Genomic DNA, 12504 nt, shown 5'->3' on the forward strand with positions numbered 1-12504 from the left:
ACACGAAGGAAGACAGCACGTATGACGCACGAAGTGCCGGTCGACTGGACCGCACTGCGGACGCAGGCCCGGGACGCGATGTCCCGGGCCTACGCCCCTTATTCCGGCTACCCCGTCGGCGCCGCCGCCCTGGTGGACGACGGCCGCACGGTCACCGGCTGCAATGTCGAGAACGCCTCCTACGGCCTGGCGCTGTGCGCCGAATGCGGCCTGGTCTCCGCCCTGTTCGCCGGCGGCGGCGGCCGGCTGACCGCGTTCACCTGCGTCGACGGCAAGGGCGAGCTGCTCGTCCCGTGCGGTCGCTGCCGGCAGCTCCTCTACGAGCACGGTGGGCCCGAGCTGCTGGTCGACACCCGGGCCGGCATCCGCCCCCTGTCGGAACTCCTCCCGGACGCCTTCGGCCCGGGACACCTGACGGAATGACGGCGGGCGGGGCTCCGCGGGCGGCAGGTGCCGCCGCCCGCCGCCCGCCCTGGCGACTGCGGCGTCTATGCGTGTAGAACGGGACCTACCCGTTCGAAAGGAACCCGTCCATGGACGCCATCTCCGTCATCCGTACCAAGCGCGACCGCGGTGAGCTGACCCCGGAACAGATCGACTGGGTCATCGACGCGTACACCCGCGGCGAGGTCGCCCACGAACAGATGTCGTCCCTCGCCATGGCCATCTTCCTCAACGGCATGAACCGTCAGGAGATCGCCCGCTGGACCGCCGCCATGATCGCCTCCGGTGAGCGGATGGACTTCTCCTCGCTCGCCCGCCCCACCGCCGACAAGCACTCCACCGGCGGCGTCGGCGACAAGATCACCCTGCCGCTCGCCCCGCTGGTCGCCGCCTGCGGCGCCGCCGTCCCGCAGCTCTCCGGCCGCGGCCTGGGCCACACCGGCGGCACCCTCGACAAGCTGGAGTCCATCCCCGGCTGGCGCGCCACCCTGAGCAACGACGAGATGCTCGACGTCCTGCGCACCGTCGGCTCGGTCATCTGCGCCGCCGGCGACGGCCTCGCCCCCGCCGACAAGAAGCTCTACGCCCTCCGCGACGTCACCGGCACCGTCGAGTCCATCCCCCTCATCGCCTCCTCGATCATGTCCAAGAAGATCGCCGAGGGCACCGGCTCCCTCGTCCTGGACGTCAAGGTCGGCTCCGGCGCCTTCATGAAGAACCTCGACGACGCCCGCGAACTGGCCTCCACCATGGTCGGGTTGGGCACCGACCACGGCGTGCGCACGGTCGCCCTGCTCACCGACATGGCCACCCCGCTCGGCCGCACCGCCGGCAACGCCCTCGAAGTCCGCGAATCCGTCGAGGTGTTGGCCGGCGGCGGCCCCTCCGACGTCGTCGACCTCACCCTCGCCCTCGCCCGCGAGATGCTCGACGCGGCCGGCCTGAAGGACGCCGACCCGGCCAAGGCGCTCGCCGACGGCTCCGCGATGGACCACTGGCGCCGCATGATCACCGCCCAGGGCGGCGACCCCGACGCCGCGCTCCCGGTCGCCCGCGAGCAGCACACCGTCACCGCCTCCGCCTCCGGAGTGCTGACGTCCCTCGACGCCTACGCCGTCGGCCTCGCCGCCTGGCGCCTGGGCGCCGGCCGGGCCCGCAAGGAGGACCCGGTGCAGGCCGGCGCCGGCATCGAACTCCACGCCAAGCCCGGCGACCAGGTCACCGCCGGCCAGCCGCTGCTCACCCTGCACACCGACACCCCCGAGAAGTTCGACTACGCCCTCGCGGCGCTGGACGGCGGGGTGGAGATCGGCGCGTCGGACACCCCGTTCGAGGCACAGCCGGTGGTGCTGGAGCGGATCGGCTGACCTGCCGGGGTGCCGTTGCCCTTGGGGCGCGGCACCCCCGCAGGGTCCGTCCCCGCGTCGGCGTGCACTGGCAGGGGCCTCCCGAGGAGGCCCGGACCCGTCCCGGCCGGATGTCCGGCCAAGGAATCGCCGGTCGGGACGGGGGCTTGATGTGCTCACCGGACGTCAGGGCTCGTGCCGCGGCGCGTCCGGAAGCCGGTGCCGCGGGGTGCGGTAGGCATGGCGGTCCTGGGCGGCACCACCGACGTCCGCCCGCTGCTCACCAGCCCTCCCTCGCCGTGTAGTGGGCGAGTAGCCACTGGCAATCCCGGGCGAGTTGATGCACGTGGACGTGGGCGGACAACGCGCCGTCTCCGAGGTTCCGCTGTGTCTGCTGCTCGATGCCGTCGAGCCGGGTCGTTACGCGGTGCACCTCGCAGCCCGCCGGCCACCGGTGACCGGCCGCCTCCCGGGCGTCGACGAGAAGCAGTGCGACATGTCCCCGCAAGTCCTCTGCTACCTCGGCCAGTTCGCCGAGCTCGGGACGCCCCGAGCCCAGACGGAGCGCCTGGCGAATCGTTCTACTGATGGTTTCGGCATCGATGGGCCACTCGCCGGGGGAGGTGCGCACGACACCCGATTCGCGGGTTGCGGATGGAGTGGTCGTTGTGGTCACGGTTATCTCCCTGTGCCGTTGGGCTCAGGAAGAGGTTGGCCCCGGGAAGGAGCCGCAAGTACCCCTGTGAGGGGTACCGGTCAGACGCACTCGCCCGCGTGGCACCATGCGGCGAAGTTCGACAGTTTCTCCGCATCCGCGCGCTTGAGGCGGCGCAAGGTGGCTGCGTCCTCACGCACCCATCGGTGTTCCCTGGCGTGTTGGGGAGCGATCCGGCGCGCCACCTGCAACGACTCGAACGCCACAGCACGGATCATGCGGGCAGCCCACGGCGACCCACTACGGTCGGCGCAGGGTGACGGGCTTCCCGGAGAGCATCACGCAACGTACGACCGGCTTCTCGCCGCTGCGGTCGAAGTGCACGAGACAGGTATGGTCCAGTCCACCGAACAGGCACACATGGCGGGGAGCGAAATCCTCGTCGGCCTTGTCGATCGGCTGCTCGCTGTGTGGGACGGCCAACCCGCCCGCGGGTACGGGGGAGCAGGAGACGTCGTCGAGTACGCACGGAGCATGGGCGTTCCCGTGGTGGTGATCTGGCCGGTCGGCGCGTCCCGCGACTGAGGTCCGAATGTCAAAGGCGCCCTTCCCTGCCTATGGCCGGGAGCACATCTCCATACGTGGCCAGGACAGCTGGGTCAGGAGCCGCGCGCGGCGCCTGACCGCGCGGGACGACGAAGGGCCCGCCCCGCCAGGACAGGTGGCGGGGCGGGCCCTTCGGCTCGCGGGGCCCCGGAGGGCCGTATCGGGCGGGGGTTACGCGGCCTTCGCCAGGCTCAGCAGGCGGCGTTCGACGACCGCCTTGCGGGTGGCGTAGAGGGTGATGCCGACGGCGCCGGCCATCGCGGCCAGGCCGAGCAGGACGGTGCCCGACCAGCCGGCGGCGTGGAAGGCGGCGGCGCCGAGCGCGCCGCCCAGGCTGCTGCCGATGTAGTACGCGCACTGGTAGAGGGCGGACGCCTGGGCCCGGGCGGTCTTGGCGGTGCGGCTGACCGAGGACGAGGCGACCGCGTGGCCCGCGAAGAAGCCCGCGGTGATCAGGACCAGGCCCGCCAGCACCGCGCCGATCGAGGAGGACAGGGTCAGCAGCAGGCCCGCGGCGGTGGTGCCGACCGCGAGGTAGAGCGCGCCGCGGCGGCCCATCCGGCCGACCAGTGTGCCGGCCGCGGCCGAGGAGACAGTGCCGACCAGGTAGATCACGAAGATCGAGCCGACGATGCCCTGGGGCAGGTTGAACGGCTCGGAGACCAGGCGGTAGCCGATCACCGTGTAGACCGCGCCGAAGACCGTCATGAACAGGGCGCCGATGGCGTAGAGGCGGCGCAGCAGCGGGTCGGCGAGGTGGCCGCCGAGCGTGCGGGCCAGCGTCCGCGGGCCCACCGCGCGCGGTACGAAGTGCCGGGCCCGGGGCACCAGCAGCCGGAACGCCACCGCGCACACCACGGCCAGCGCACCCACCGCGCCGAGCGCCACCCGCCAGCCCCACGCCTGGGCGACCCAGCCGGTGAGGATCCGCCCGGACATCCCGCCGATGCTGTTGCCGGCCACGAACAGGCCGATCGCGGCCACCAGCGCCTTGGCGCGTACCTCCTCGGCCAGGAACGCCATCGCCGAGGCGGGCAGCCCGGCCAGCGCGACGCCCTGGACGGCGCGCAGCGCGATCAGCGTGCCGAGCGAGGGCGCGAACGGCACCAGCAGCGCGATCATCGCGGCGACGGTGAGGGAGGCCGTCATCATCGTGCGGCGGCCGAACCGCTCGGAGAGCGCACTGAGCGGGATCACCCCGAGGGCCAGCCCGAAGGTGGCCGCGGAGACGGTCCAACTGGCCTGGTCCGGGGCGACGTCGAGGTCGGCGGAGATGGCCGGCAGCAGTGCCTGCGTGGAGTACAGGAGGGCGAAGGTGGCCACTCCGGCGGCGAAGAGGGCGAAGCTCATCCGGCGGTAGCCGGGGCCGCCCGGCCGCAGCTTGTCCGACTCGGGGTCGGTCGGTGCGGCGGAAGAGGAGGAGTCTGTGGACGACTGGGGAGAGGCGGCCGCACGGTCGGTGACGGACGCCCCGGTATCAGCGGGAGGCATACGTCGAAGGTAGAAGGACTCCATCTCATGCGTCCAATGCATCAAAACGTCATAATCGATGCCGTGACACATGATCGCAGTTCACAAGGGTCTCTGTTGCAAGCTCGCAACAGAAAAGACATTCCGGAACGCCTCGGCCCGGTCCCGCCGACCGCGCCCGAGGCGGTCGAGCTGGGGCCCGACTCCTGGGCGTTGACGCTCGCCCCGCGGCTCGCCCAGTTCGCCGCCGTCGCCCGGCACGAGCACGTCACCCGCGCCGCCCACGAACTCGGCATGCCCCAGCCCACCCTCAGCCGTGCCCTGGTCCGGCTGGAGGACGACCTCGGCGTGGCCCTGTTCACCCGGCACGGCCGCACGCTCTCCCTCACCCCGGCCGGGCGGGCCTTCCGCGCCGCGGCCGAGCGGGCCCTGGGCGAGCTGGAACGGGCCACCGAAGCCGTCCGCGCCGACGCCGACCCGGCCGCCGGCAAGGTCGCCTTCGGCTTCCTGCACACCCTCGGCTCGGAGACCGTCCCCGGCCTGATCCGCAGCTTCCGCGCCGACCACCCCGGCATCCGCTTCCAACTCGTCCAGAACTACGGCGAGGCGATGATCGAACGGCTCCGGGCCGGGGACCTCGACCTGTGCCTGACCTCGCCGGTCCCGGACTACCCGGACCTGGTGGCGCGCCGCCTCGACGAGCAGAAGCTCCGGCTGGTCGTCCCGGACGACCACCCGCTGGCCGCCCGCAAACGGATCCGGCTCGCGGAGGCCGCCGGCGAACTCTTCGTCACCCTCGAACCGGGCTACGGCCTCCGCCGGATCACCGACGCGCTGTGCGCCGAAGCCGGTTTCACCCCGCGGGTGGCGTTCGAGGGTGAGGAGGCCGAGACGCTGCGCGGACTGGTCGCCGCCGGCCTGGGCGTCGCACTGCTCCCGCCGCCCGCGGTGCCCCGGCCCGGCGTCGCGGAACTGACCGTCACCGCCCCGCGGGCGGTCCGTGAGATCGGCGTGGCCTGGCTCGACGGCCGCACGGACACCCCTCCGGTGGCCGCCTTCAAGAAGTTCCTCCTGAGCCGGCGGGGGGCCCTGCTGTCGTGAGACCCGGTCAGCGGCCGCCACCGGTCGCCGACAGCCCCCGCAGGGCCTCGTCGTAGGCGGTCAGGGCGGCCTCGCGGTCGAAGAACTGGCGTTGCAGTGCGGACACCCGTCGGTAGCGCGGGCCAATGGACATGCCGAATCCCCCCGTTGCTCTCGGTTGCCAGGGGGGTACCGCCGACGTCCCGGCCCCGCACCGGAGTTGACCGTTCGGTCAGTGGCGCAGCGACGCCCCGAAGCCCGATGCCAGGGGCATGCGCAGGCCCAGGGGCGGGGGAGCGGCCAGGGCGTCCTTGACGGGGCGGGCGTAGGAGCGGGCGAAGAGGGCGCCGAGGACGAAGTCGGCGGCCAGGGCGTGCACCTCGGCGCGGTGCTGGTGGAGGGAGTGGCTGTCGGAGTGCACCTCGAAGCGGCAGGTGTCGCGGTTGATCTTCTTGGCGCGCTGGGCGTAGCGGTAGGAGAGGTCGGGGTCCACGCGCTCGTCGTTGGTGCCGTGCACCAGGAGGACCTGACGGCCGATCAACTGCTTGACAGGTTCCGGCTCGGCGCCGAATCGGTGCGGGTCGGGCAGCCAGGGCGCGAGGGCCAGCACGGCGTGGACGGCCGGGTGGCCGGCGGCGTGCAGCGCGGCGCGGGCGCCCATGCCGGTGCCCACCAGCGCGACCGGGACGTCGCCGTAGCGCCGGACCACCTCCTCCAGCGCCCAGGTGGCGTCCCGCGCCGGGTGTGCGGCGGCGCCGTTCCAGCCGCGGCAGCGGTAGTGCACCACATGGGCGGTCAGTCCCTCGGCGCGGCCGGCGCGCGCCAGCCGGGCGGCCAGCGGGCGCACGGTCAGCGCGTGCACCGGCGACGGCCGGCGCAGCCCGGTCGGTCCGCACCCCGGTAGCAGGAGGGCGACGGCGTTCACCGTCCGGGCCGTGCCGCCCGCTCCCAGCGGTTTTCCCAGCCGGGCCTCGCGCACCGGCAGCGCTTGCTGAGCCATGCCGAGAACGATGACAGAACGAGGCGCACTGTCCACCCTGCCGACGGGTCACTGTTACGTATCGTTCGGTGAGATCTACGCGCGTAGGGGCTACAGTGCGGAAATGACGAGCGAGATCAGGAACCTCCCCACCGCCGAACAGATCCGCCGCGCGCCCAAGGTGCTGCTCCACGACCACCTCGACGGCGGACTGCGCCCCGGCACCGTCATCGACCTGGCCCGCGAGAACGGCTACCAGGGACTCCCCGAGACCGACCCGGACAAGCTCGGGATCTGGTTCCGGGAGGCCGCCGACTCGGGCTCGCTGGAACGCTATCTGGAGACCTTCGCGCACACCTGCGCCGTCATGCAGACCCGCGAGGCGCTCTTCCGGGTCGCCGCCGAGTGCGCCGAGGACCTGGCGGCGGACGGCGTCGTCTACGCCGAGGTCCGGTACGCGCCGGAGCAGCACCTGGAGGCCGGGCTCAGCCTCGAAGAGGTCGTCGAGGCCGTCAACGAGGGCTTCCGGGAAGGTGAGCGACGGGCCCGTGCGAACGGCCACCGGATCCGCGTCGGCGCCCTGCTCACCGCCATGCGGCACGCCGCCCGTGCCCTGGAGATCGCCGAACTCGCCAACCGCTACCGCGACCTGGGCGTGGTCGGCTTCGACATCGCGGGTGCCGAGGCCGGCTACCCGCCCACCCGCCACCTCGACGCCTTCGAGTACCTCAAGCGGGAGAACAACCACTTCACCATCCACGCCGGCGAAGCCTTCGGCCTGCCGTCCATCTGGCAGGCGCTCCAGTGGTGCGGCGCCGACCGGCTCGGCCACGGCGTCCGCATCATCGACGACATCGAGGTCGCCGACGACGGCTCGGTCACCCTCGGCCGGCTCGCCTCCTACGTCCGCGACAAGCGCATCCCGCTGGAGCTGTGCCCGACCTCCAACCTCCAGACCGGGGCCGCGGCCTCCTATGCGGAGCACCCCATCGGGCTGCTGCGCCGGCTGCAGTTCCGCTGCACGGTCAACACCGACAACCGCCTCATGAGCGGTACGAACATGTCCCGGGAATTCGAGCACCTGGTCAAGACATTCCGCTACACGCTCGATGACCTGCAGTGGTTCACGGTCAATGGTATGAAGTCTGCTTTCCTTCCTTTCGATGAACGTCTCGCCATGATCAATGACGTCATCAAGCCCGGATATGCGGAATTGCGCTCCGAATGGCTCTTCCGGCAGTCGGCGACAAACCCCGCTCCCAGCAGGGGTTCTGACGCTGAGTAAGCGTGCGGAATGGGGGGCTAGCGCAACGGCCGGTGGATTGTCCACCGGCCGTTTTCCGGTGTGCCGGGAGTGTTTGCGGCGGCCGTGGCCGAATCACTAGTTTTTTTAGTCGGTCAAGCCCCCATCACGAGGACGTAATGCAATGAAGCAGGGAACGGTCAAGACTCTCGGCGCCGTCGCGCTCGGTGCCGCCATCGCCGCCACCGGCGCGGGCGCGGCCTCCGCCGCCCCGGTCGCCCCGGTTGCCCCGGCGGGCAACTCGATCGGTGCCAACGGCGTGGTGAGGGACGCCGCCACCACCCTCTCCGGGGTGACCAACCAGGGCCCCGGCAACGACATCAGGACCCCCATGACCCACAAGGGCAACCAGCTGCTCGGCGGCCTGCCCACCGGCCAGGTCGCCAAGCTCCCGATCGGCTGACCCGGCCCGAAGTCCCCTAGGGGACACCCTTCAGGACCGCCCCGGTCCGTACGCGGTATCCCGTACGGGCCGGGGCACCCTCATGTCCGGGGCGCGACCGGTCACCAGGCCGCGGCACTGCGCGCCTTGTCCTCCGAGGGGAGGAGGATCCACAGCGCCAGGTAGACCAGGCACTGCGGACCGGGCAGCAGACAGGAGAGCAGGAAGATCACCCGCATCGTCGCCGGGGACGTCCCGAAGCGGCGGGCGAGGCCGGCACAGACACCGGCGATCATGCGGTTGTTGGTGGGGCGGACCAGTGCGGCGGCCATGTCGGGCTACTCCTTGTCGACGATCCGGGGCGGTTGCCCCGATGTCTCAAAAGTAGGTCCGGCCGCCGGAGAAAACGTCAGCCTGCGGGGCCAGGCCGACCCTGGGGATTCTCGGGGTCGTGCCCCTGTGCCGCTCGTCCCGCCGGCGGAGCCGCGACCGGGCCCCAGGGACGATCAGCAGATGCGCCAGTGCCACCCCGAGCGTGTTCAGCAGCACCGCGTCGACGTCCGGCACCTGCCCCGGCACCGCGGTCTGCCACAGCTCGATCGTCAGCGAGATCATCGCGCCGCCGAAGACCGTACGGGCCATCGAACCCAGGGGGGAAGCATTCAGGCGCCCGCCGGCCAGTGGCAGCAGCACCCCCAGCGGCGCCAGCATCAGCACCGGCGCCCCCAGGTGCCACACCGCCGACCAGCCGCCCCGCGCCAGCTCGGCATGGATCGACGCCAGCGGCTCCAGATTCGCGGCCGGCACCCAGGGCACCGTGCGAGGAACCAACATCAGCCAGCCGACGATCAGCAGATGCACCACGAGGAGGAGAATCCCCGCGGCGCGCAAACGGGGGGCGACGGTATCGCCGGGGCCATGACGCTGCACACAGGCCAGGACGCCGGTTGCGGGGGCCACGGTTCCGCCCCGTTGCGCCCGTCTTGCGCCGGAAGCGCCGGGGCCCGTCCGGTGGCTCAGGGGCCGACGGGCCCCCAGGGCGCTTCTGACGGATCTCCGCGGCGCCCTTAACCCTCCTGGGACTGCGGGTCGCCCCAGCCTGCCTGCTGGGCGATGTTCGGATTGGCCTGCACGTCCGGCGAGCAGTCGTAGCGGTGTGCCGCCGACCCGCCCGGGCCGCCCAGCAGCGCGCCCCCGGTACGGCCCAGCGCGGCGCTCCGCCCGTAGGTGCACACCAGCTGCGCCAGCGCGAACGACGGCAGGTCGTCCGGCTCGACGGACAGCCGCAGTGCCTCCGGGGCGTCTCCGGCGCGCGGCCCGTCCACCCGCAGCGCCTCGGGCACGGCGCTGTGGAAACCGGCCCGGGTCTCCTCGGCCGTCGGCGGCTTCTGCAACTCCGCCAGCAGCGCACGCGCCGCCGGCAGCCGGACCGCGGCCCCCGGCGTGCCCTGCGGACGGGGCACCGCCCGCTCCACCGGGACCAGCGTCGAACCGCACACCAGATACACCCGGACCCGCTCCGCCACCGGCGCGCCCGTCTCCGGCGCGTGACAGCTCACCCGCGACGGCGCGTCGCCCGCGTCGACCGGCACGGACGTGCCGCGGATCCCGCAGCCGGTGGCGGCCAGCGCCACGACGGTCACCGCTGCCGCACGCCGTGCGGCAGCGGGCCGGAAGCGCCGGATCACCGCCTGCCCTCCGTGCCCTCGCCGGCGCCCTTCGGTCGCTGTCCGCCGGGCGCCGCCCGGTCGTCGTCGGCCAGCGGGGAGGCGTCCATCGGCAGCCGCAGCGTGAACACCGCGCCGCCCTCGGGGTGGTTGGCGGCGCTGATCCGGCCGCCGTGGATGTGCGCGTTCTCCTGTGCGATCGACAGGCCCAGCCCGCTGCCCTCGGACCGCGGGCGGGACGCGCTCGCCTTGTAGAAGCGGTCGAATACGTGCGGCAACACCTCCTCCGGGATGCCCGGACCGTGGTCCCGCACCCGGATCACCAGCTCCCCGCCGGCGATCTCCCGCCCCTGCTCGAACCGGGCCGCCTCCTCGTCGGGGCCGGCCTCCGCGGCCGGGCCCTCGGCCGGCTCCGGGCCCTCCGCCGCCGGCACCGCCGCCGCGGGCTCCGCCGGCTCCGTGCGGACCGACACCCGCACCGGCGAACCGCCGTGCTTGAGGGCGTTGCCGATCAGGTTGGCCAGGATGACGTCCAGCCGCCGCGGGTCCAGACGGGCCACGATGCCGCGGTCGGCGTCCAGCTCCACCGCGTCCAGCCAGGCCCGGGCGTCGATGCAGGCGGTCACCTGGTCGGCGACGTCGACGTCGTCGAGCACCAGCCGGGCGGTGCCCGCGTCGAAGCGGGTGACCTCCATCAGGTTCTCCACGAGGTCGTTCAGCCGTCGGGTCTCGCTGACCACCAGCTGCACGGCCGGCGCGATCATCGGATCGAGGGAGTCCGCCTCCTCCTCCAGCACCTCGGTCACCGCGGTGATCGCGGTCAGCGGTGTCCGCAGCTCGTGCGACATGTCGGCGACGAACCGGCGGGACGCCGCCTCCCGCCCGCTCAGTTCCTCGACCCGCTGCTGGAGCCGCTCCGCGGTGCGGTTGAAGGTCCGCGACAGATCGGCCAGTTCGTCGGTGCCGGTCACCCGCAGCCGGGTGTCCAGCCGTCCCTCGCCCAGCTGGCGCGCCGCGTGCCCGAGCCGCTGCACCGGCCGCAGCACGGTCGTCGCGGCGGCCTGCGCCAGCAGCGCCGAGCCGACCAGCGCCAGCGCGGTCGCGATCCCCAGCGACCAGCCCAGCGAGGTCAGGTCCTGCCGCTCGGTGGCCAGCGACTTCATCATGTAGCCGGTCGGCCCGCCGCCGATCACCTTCGCCCCGGCGACCAGGTACGGGACGTCCCCGACCTCCTTGCGCTGCCAGTACAGGTGGTGCGTGGCGTGGTTGTTCTCGTCGACCGGGCGGACCTGCTCGACGGCGTTGCGCAGCGACTGCGGGACGCTTCGCAGCGTCAGCAGGTCCTTCTCGGTGGTGGCCGCGCACTCCTTGCCCTCGCGGTCCACCCCGATCAGCAGCACCGCGTAGTTCTGCGGGCCGGCCGCCATCTGCCGTGCGGTGTCCTGGAGTTCGGAGCACTGCGGGTGCACCGGCAGCGTGTGGGCGCTGTCCTCCAGCGACTTGCGGAAGTCCTTCAGCGCGGCGTTCTGGGTGCGGTCCAGGACCGTGTTGCGGTTGAGCCAGTACGCGATGCCGGACGCCGAGACCGCCGCGGTGAGCGCCACCAGCGCGAACACCACGACCAGCCGCAGCCGCAGGCTCGTCAGGCGCAGCAGGCCCGCGGCCCGGCGCAGCAGCCGCCCGAGCCGGCCGCCGGACGACGGTGCGCCGTCCTGCGTGCCCGTGTTCCCTTCCCCGGCCCCGCCGCCGTGCGTGCTCCCTGCCGTCACTGGGGCGCGTCCAGTCGGTAGCCGACACCGCGGACCGTGCGGATCAGCGTCGGCGAGGACGGGACGTCCTCCACCTTCGCGCGCAGCCGCTGCACACAGGCGTCCACCAACCGCGAGTCACCGAGGTAGTCGTGCTCCCACACCAGCCGCAGCAGCTGCTGCCGGGACAGTGCCTGCCCCGGCCGCCGGCTCAGCTCCAGCAGCAACCGCAGCTCGGTCGGCGTCAGTTGCAGATCCTGGCCGTTCTTGGTGACGGTCATCGCCGACCGGTCGATCACCAGCGAGCCGAACGTCGCCGAATCGCTGGACTCCCGCTCGCCGCGCCGCAGCACCGCCCGGATCCGGGCGTCCAGCACCCGGCCCTGCACCGGCTTGACGACATAGTCGTCCGCGCCGGACTCCAGGCCCACCACCACGTCGATGTCGTCGCTGCGCGCGGTGAGCAGGATGATCGGCAGCTGGTCCGTGCGCCGGATCCGCCGGCACACCTCGAAGCCGTCGATGCCGGGCAGCATCACGTCCAACACGATCAGGTCCGGCCGCTGCTCGCGGAGCAGCTTCAGGCCGTCCTCGCCCGTCGCCGCGGTCATCACGCGGTGACCCTGGCGGGACAGCGAGAGTTCGAGGGCCGTGCGGATGGCGTCGTCGTCCTCGATCAGCAACAGGAAAGGCACGCCCGCCATTCTGGCCCATGGGACGCCGGGAGATCGACCGGTGGCCGTCCGGCACTGCCGAGGGAGCCACGCCGGACCGCGATCACCCCTGTGACACGCCTGTGACAGACGGCGGACAACGCGATGAAA

General features: G+C 72.6%; 14 protein-coding genes and 2 pseudogenes. 6 read left to right on the plus strand and 10 right to left on the minus strand.

What is annotated here, in order from left to right; genetic code table 11:
• Positions 1–21: 21 nt before the first annotated feature.
• Together JNO44_RS26670 and JNO44_RS26675 are read left to right on the plus strand one after the other, a co-directional pair.
• Complete coding sequence (locus JNO44_RS26670; protein ID WP_039633414.1) at positions 22–423, plus strand: cytidine deaminase; 402 nt, start codon at positions 22–24, stop codon at positions 421–423.
• Positions 424–533: 110 nt separating this feature from the next.
• Positions 534–1811: a thymidine phosphorylase gene (locus tag JNO44_RS26675; RefSeq protein ID WP_205366405.1), complete on the plus strand. Its 1278-nt coding sequence runs from the start codon at positions 534–536 to the stop codon at positions 1809–1811.
• A gap of 259 nt (positions 1812–2070) precedes the next feature.
• Here the strand turns inward: JNO44_RS26675 and JNO44_RS26680 are convergent, their stop codons facing one another.
• Both JNO44_RS26680 and JNO44_RS26685 read right to left on the minus strand, forming a co-directional pair.
• Complete coding sequence (locus tag JNO44_RS26680) at positions 2071–2466, minus strand: DUF6415 family natural product biosynthesis protein (protein ID WP_205366406.1); 396 nt, start codon at positions 2464–2466, stop codon at positions 2071–2073.
• Between the two features lie 80 nt (positions 2467–2546).
• A pseudogene (locus JNO44_RS26685) lies at positions 2547–2708 on the minus strand (transcriptional regulator); the annotation flags it as partial.
• Positions 2709–2763: 55 nt separating this feature from the next.
• On the opposite strand from JNO44_RS26685, the pseudogene JNO44_RS26690 reads away from it, so the two are divergent.
• Positions 2764–3030: pseudogene (locus JNO44_RS26690) on the plus strand (hypothetical protein); the annotation flags it as partial.
• A 192-nt stretch (positions 3031–3222) separates the two neighbouring features.
• Here the strand turns inward: JNO44_RS26690 and JNO44_RS26695 are convergent.
• Positions 3223–4542: an MFS transporter gene (locus JNO44_RS26695; protein WP_102926197.1), complete on the minus strand. Its 1320-nt coding sequence runs from the start codon at positions 4540–4542 to the stop codon at positions 3223–3225.
• A 96-nt stretch (positions 4543–4638) separates the two neighbouring features.
• Between JNO44_RS26695 and JNO44_RS26700 the strand changes: the two genes are divergently transcribed.
• Positions 4639–5622 carry a LysR family transcriptional regulator gene (locus JNO44_RS26700; protein WP_420882686.1) on the plus strand — a complete coding sequence of 328 codons (984 nt, stop codon included), beginning with the start codon at positions 4639–4641 and terminating at the stop codon, positions 5620–5622.
• Positions 5623–5629: 7 nt separating this feature from the next.
• Here the strand turns inward: JNO44_RS26700 and JNO44_RS44530 are convergent, their stop codons facing one another.
• Both JNO44_RS44530 and JNO44_RS26705 read right to left on the minus strand, forming a co-directional pair.
• Entirely contained in the window at positions 5630–5755 is a 126-nt protein-coding gene (locus JNO44_RS44530) for a hypothetical protein (RefSeq protein WP_275695770.1), read from the minus strand.
• A gap of 78 nt (positions 5756–5833) precedes the next feature.
• Entirely contained in the window at positions 5834–6601 is a 768-nt protein-coding gene (locus tag JNO44_RS26705) for an alpha/beta hydrolase (RefSeq protein WP_205366407.1), read from the minus strand.
• 103 nt (positions 6602–6704) lie between these two features.
• On the opposite strand from JNO44_RS26705, the gene JNO44_RS26710 reads away from it, so the two are divergent.
• Both JNO44_RS26710 and JNO44_RS26715 read left to right on the plus strand, forming a co-directional pair.
• Entirely contained in the window at positions 6705–7865 is a 1161-nt protein-coding gene (locus tag JNO44_RS26710; protein ID WP_205366408.1) for an adenosine deaminase, read from the plus strand.
• 142 nt (positions 7866–8007) lie between these two features.
• Positions 8008–8286, plus strand: coding sequence for a hypothetical protein (locus JNO44_RS26715; RefSeq protein ID WP_205366409.1), 279 nt, complete (start codon positions 8008–8010; stop codon positions 8284–8286).
• 101 nt (positions 8287–8387) lie between these two features.
• Here JNO44_RS26715 and JNO44_RS26720 read toward each other — a convergent pair whose 3' ends face one another.
• The 5 genes from JNO44_RS26720 to afsQ1 form a co-directional block, all read right to left on the minus strand.
• Positions 8388–8597, minus strand: a complete 210-nt coding sequence (locus JNO44_RS26720; RefSeq protein ID WP_039633387.1) for a PspC domain-containing protein — start codon at positions 8595–8597, stop codon at positions 8388–8390.
• A 46-nt stretch (positions 8598–8643) separates the two neighbouring features.
• Positions 8644–9129 (minus strand): VanZ family protein, encoded by a 486-nt coding sequence (locus JNO44_RS26725; RefSeq protein WP_205370592.1) that lies wholly within the window; start codon positions 9127–9129, stop codon positions 8644–8646.
• Positions 9130–9332: 203 nt separating this feature from the next.
• The gene (locus JNO44_RS26730; RefSeq protein ID WP_205366410.1) at positions 9333–9953 is read right to left on the minus strand and encodes a hypothetical protein; all 621 of its coding nucleotides are present in this window, start codon (positions 9951–9953) and stop codon (positions 9333–9335) included.
• Positions 9950–11701 carry a sensor histidine kinase gene (locus JNO44_RS26735; RefSeq protein WP_205366411.1) on the minus strand — a complete coding sequence of 584 codons (1752 nt, stop codon included), beginning with the start codon at positions 11699–11701 and terminating at the stop codon, positions 9950–9952. The genes JNO44_RS26730 and JNO44_RS26735 overlap by 4 nt, the downstream gene beginning before the upstream one ends.
• The gene (afsQ1, locus tag JNO44_RS26740) at positions 11698–12375 is read right to left on the minus strand and encodes a two-component system response regulator AfsQ1 (RefSeq protein ID WP_016571665.1); all 678 of its coding nucleotides are present in this window, start codon (positions 12373–12375) and stop codon (positions 11698–11700) included. Before afsQ1 ends, JNO44_RS26735 begins: the two co-directional genes overlap by 4 nt.
• Between the last annotated feature and the right edge of the window lie 129 nt (positions 12376–12504).

Origin of the sequence: Streptomyces noursei (assembly GCF_016917755.1) — a bacterium.
Classification (GTDB): domain Bacteria; phylum Actinomycetota; class Actinomycetes; order Streptomycetales; family Streptomycetaceae; genus Streptomyces; species Streptomyces yunnanensis.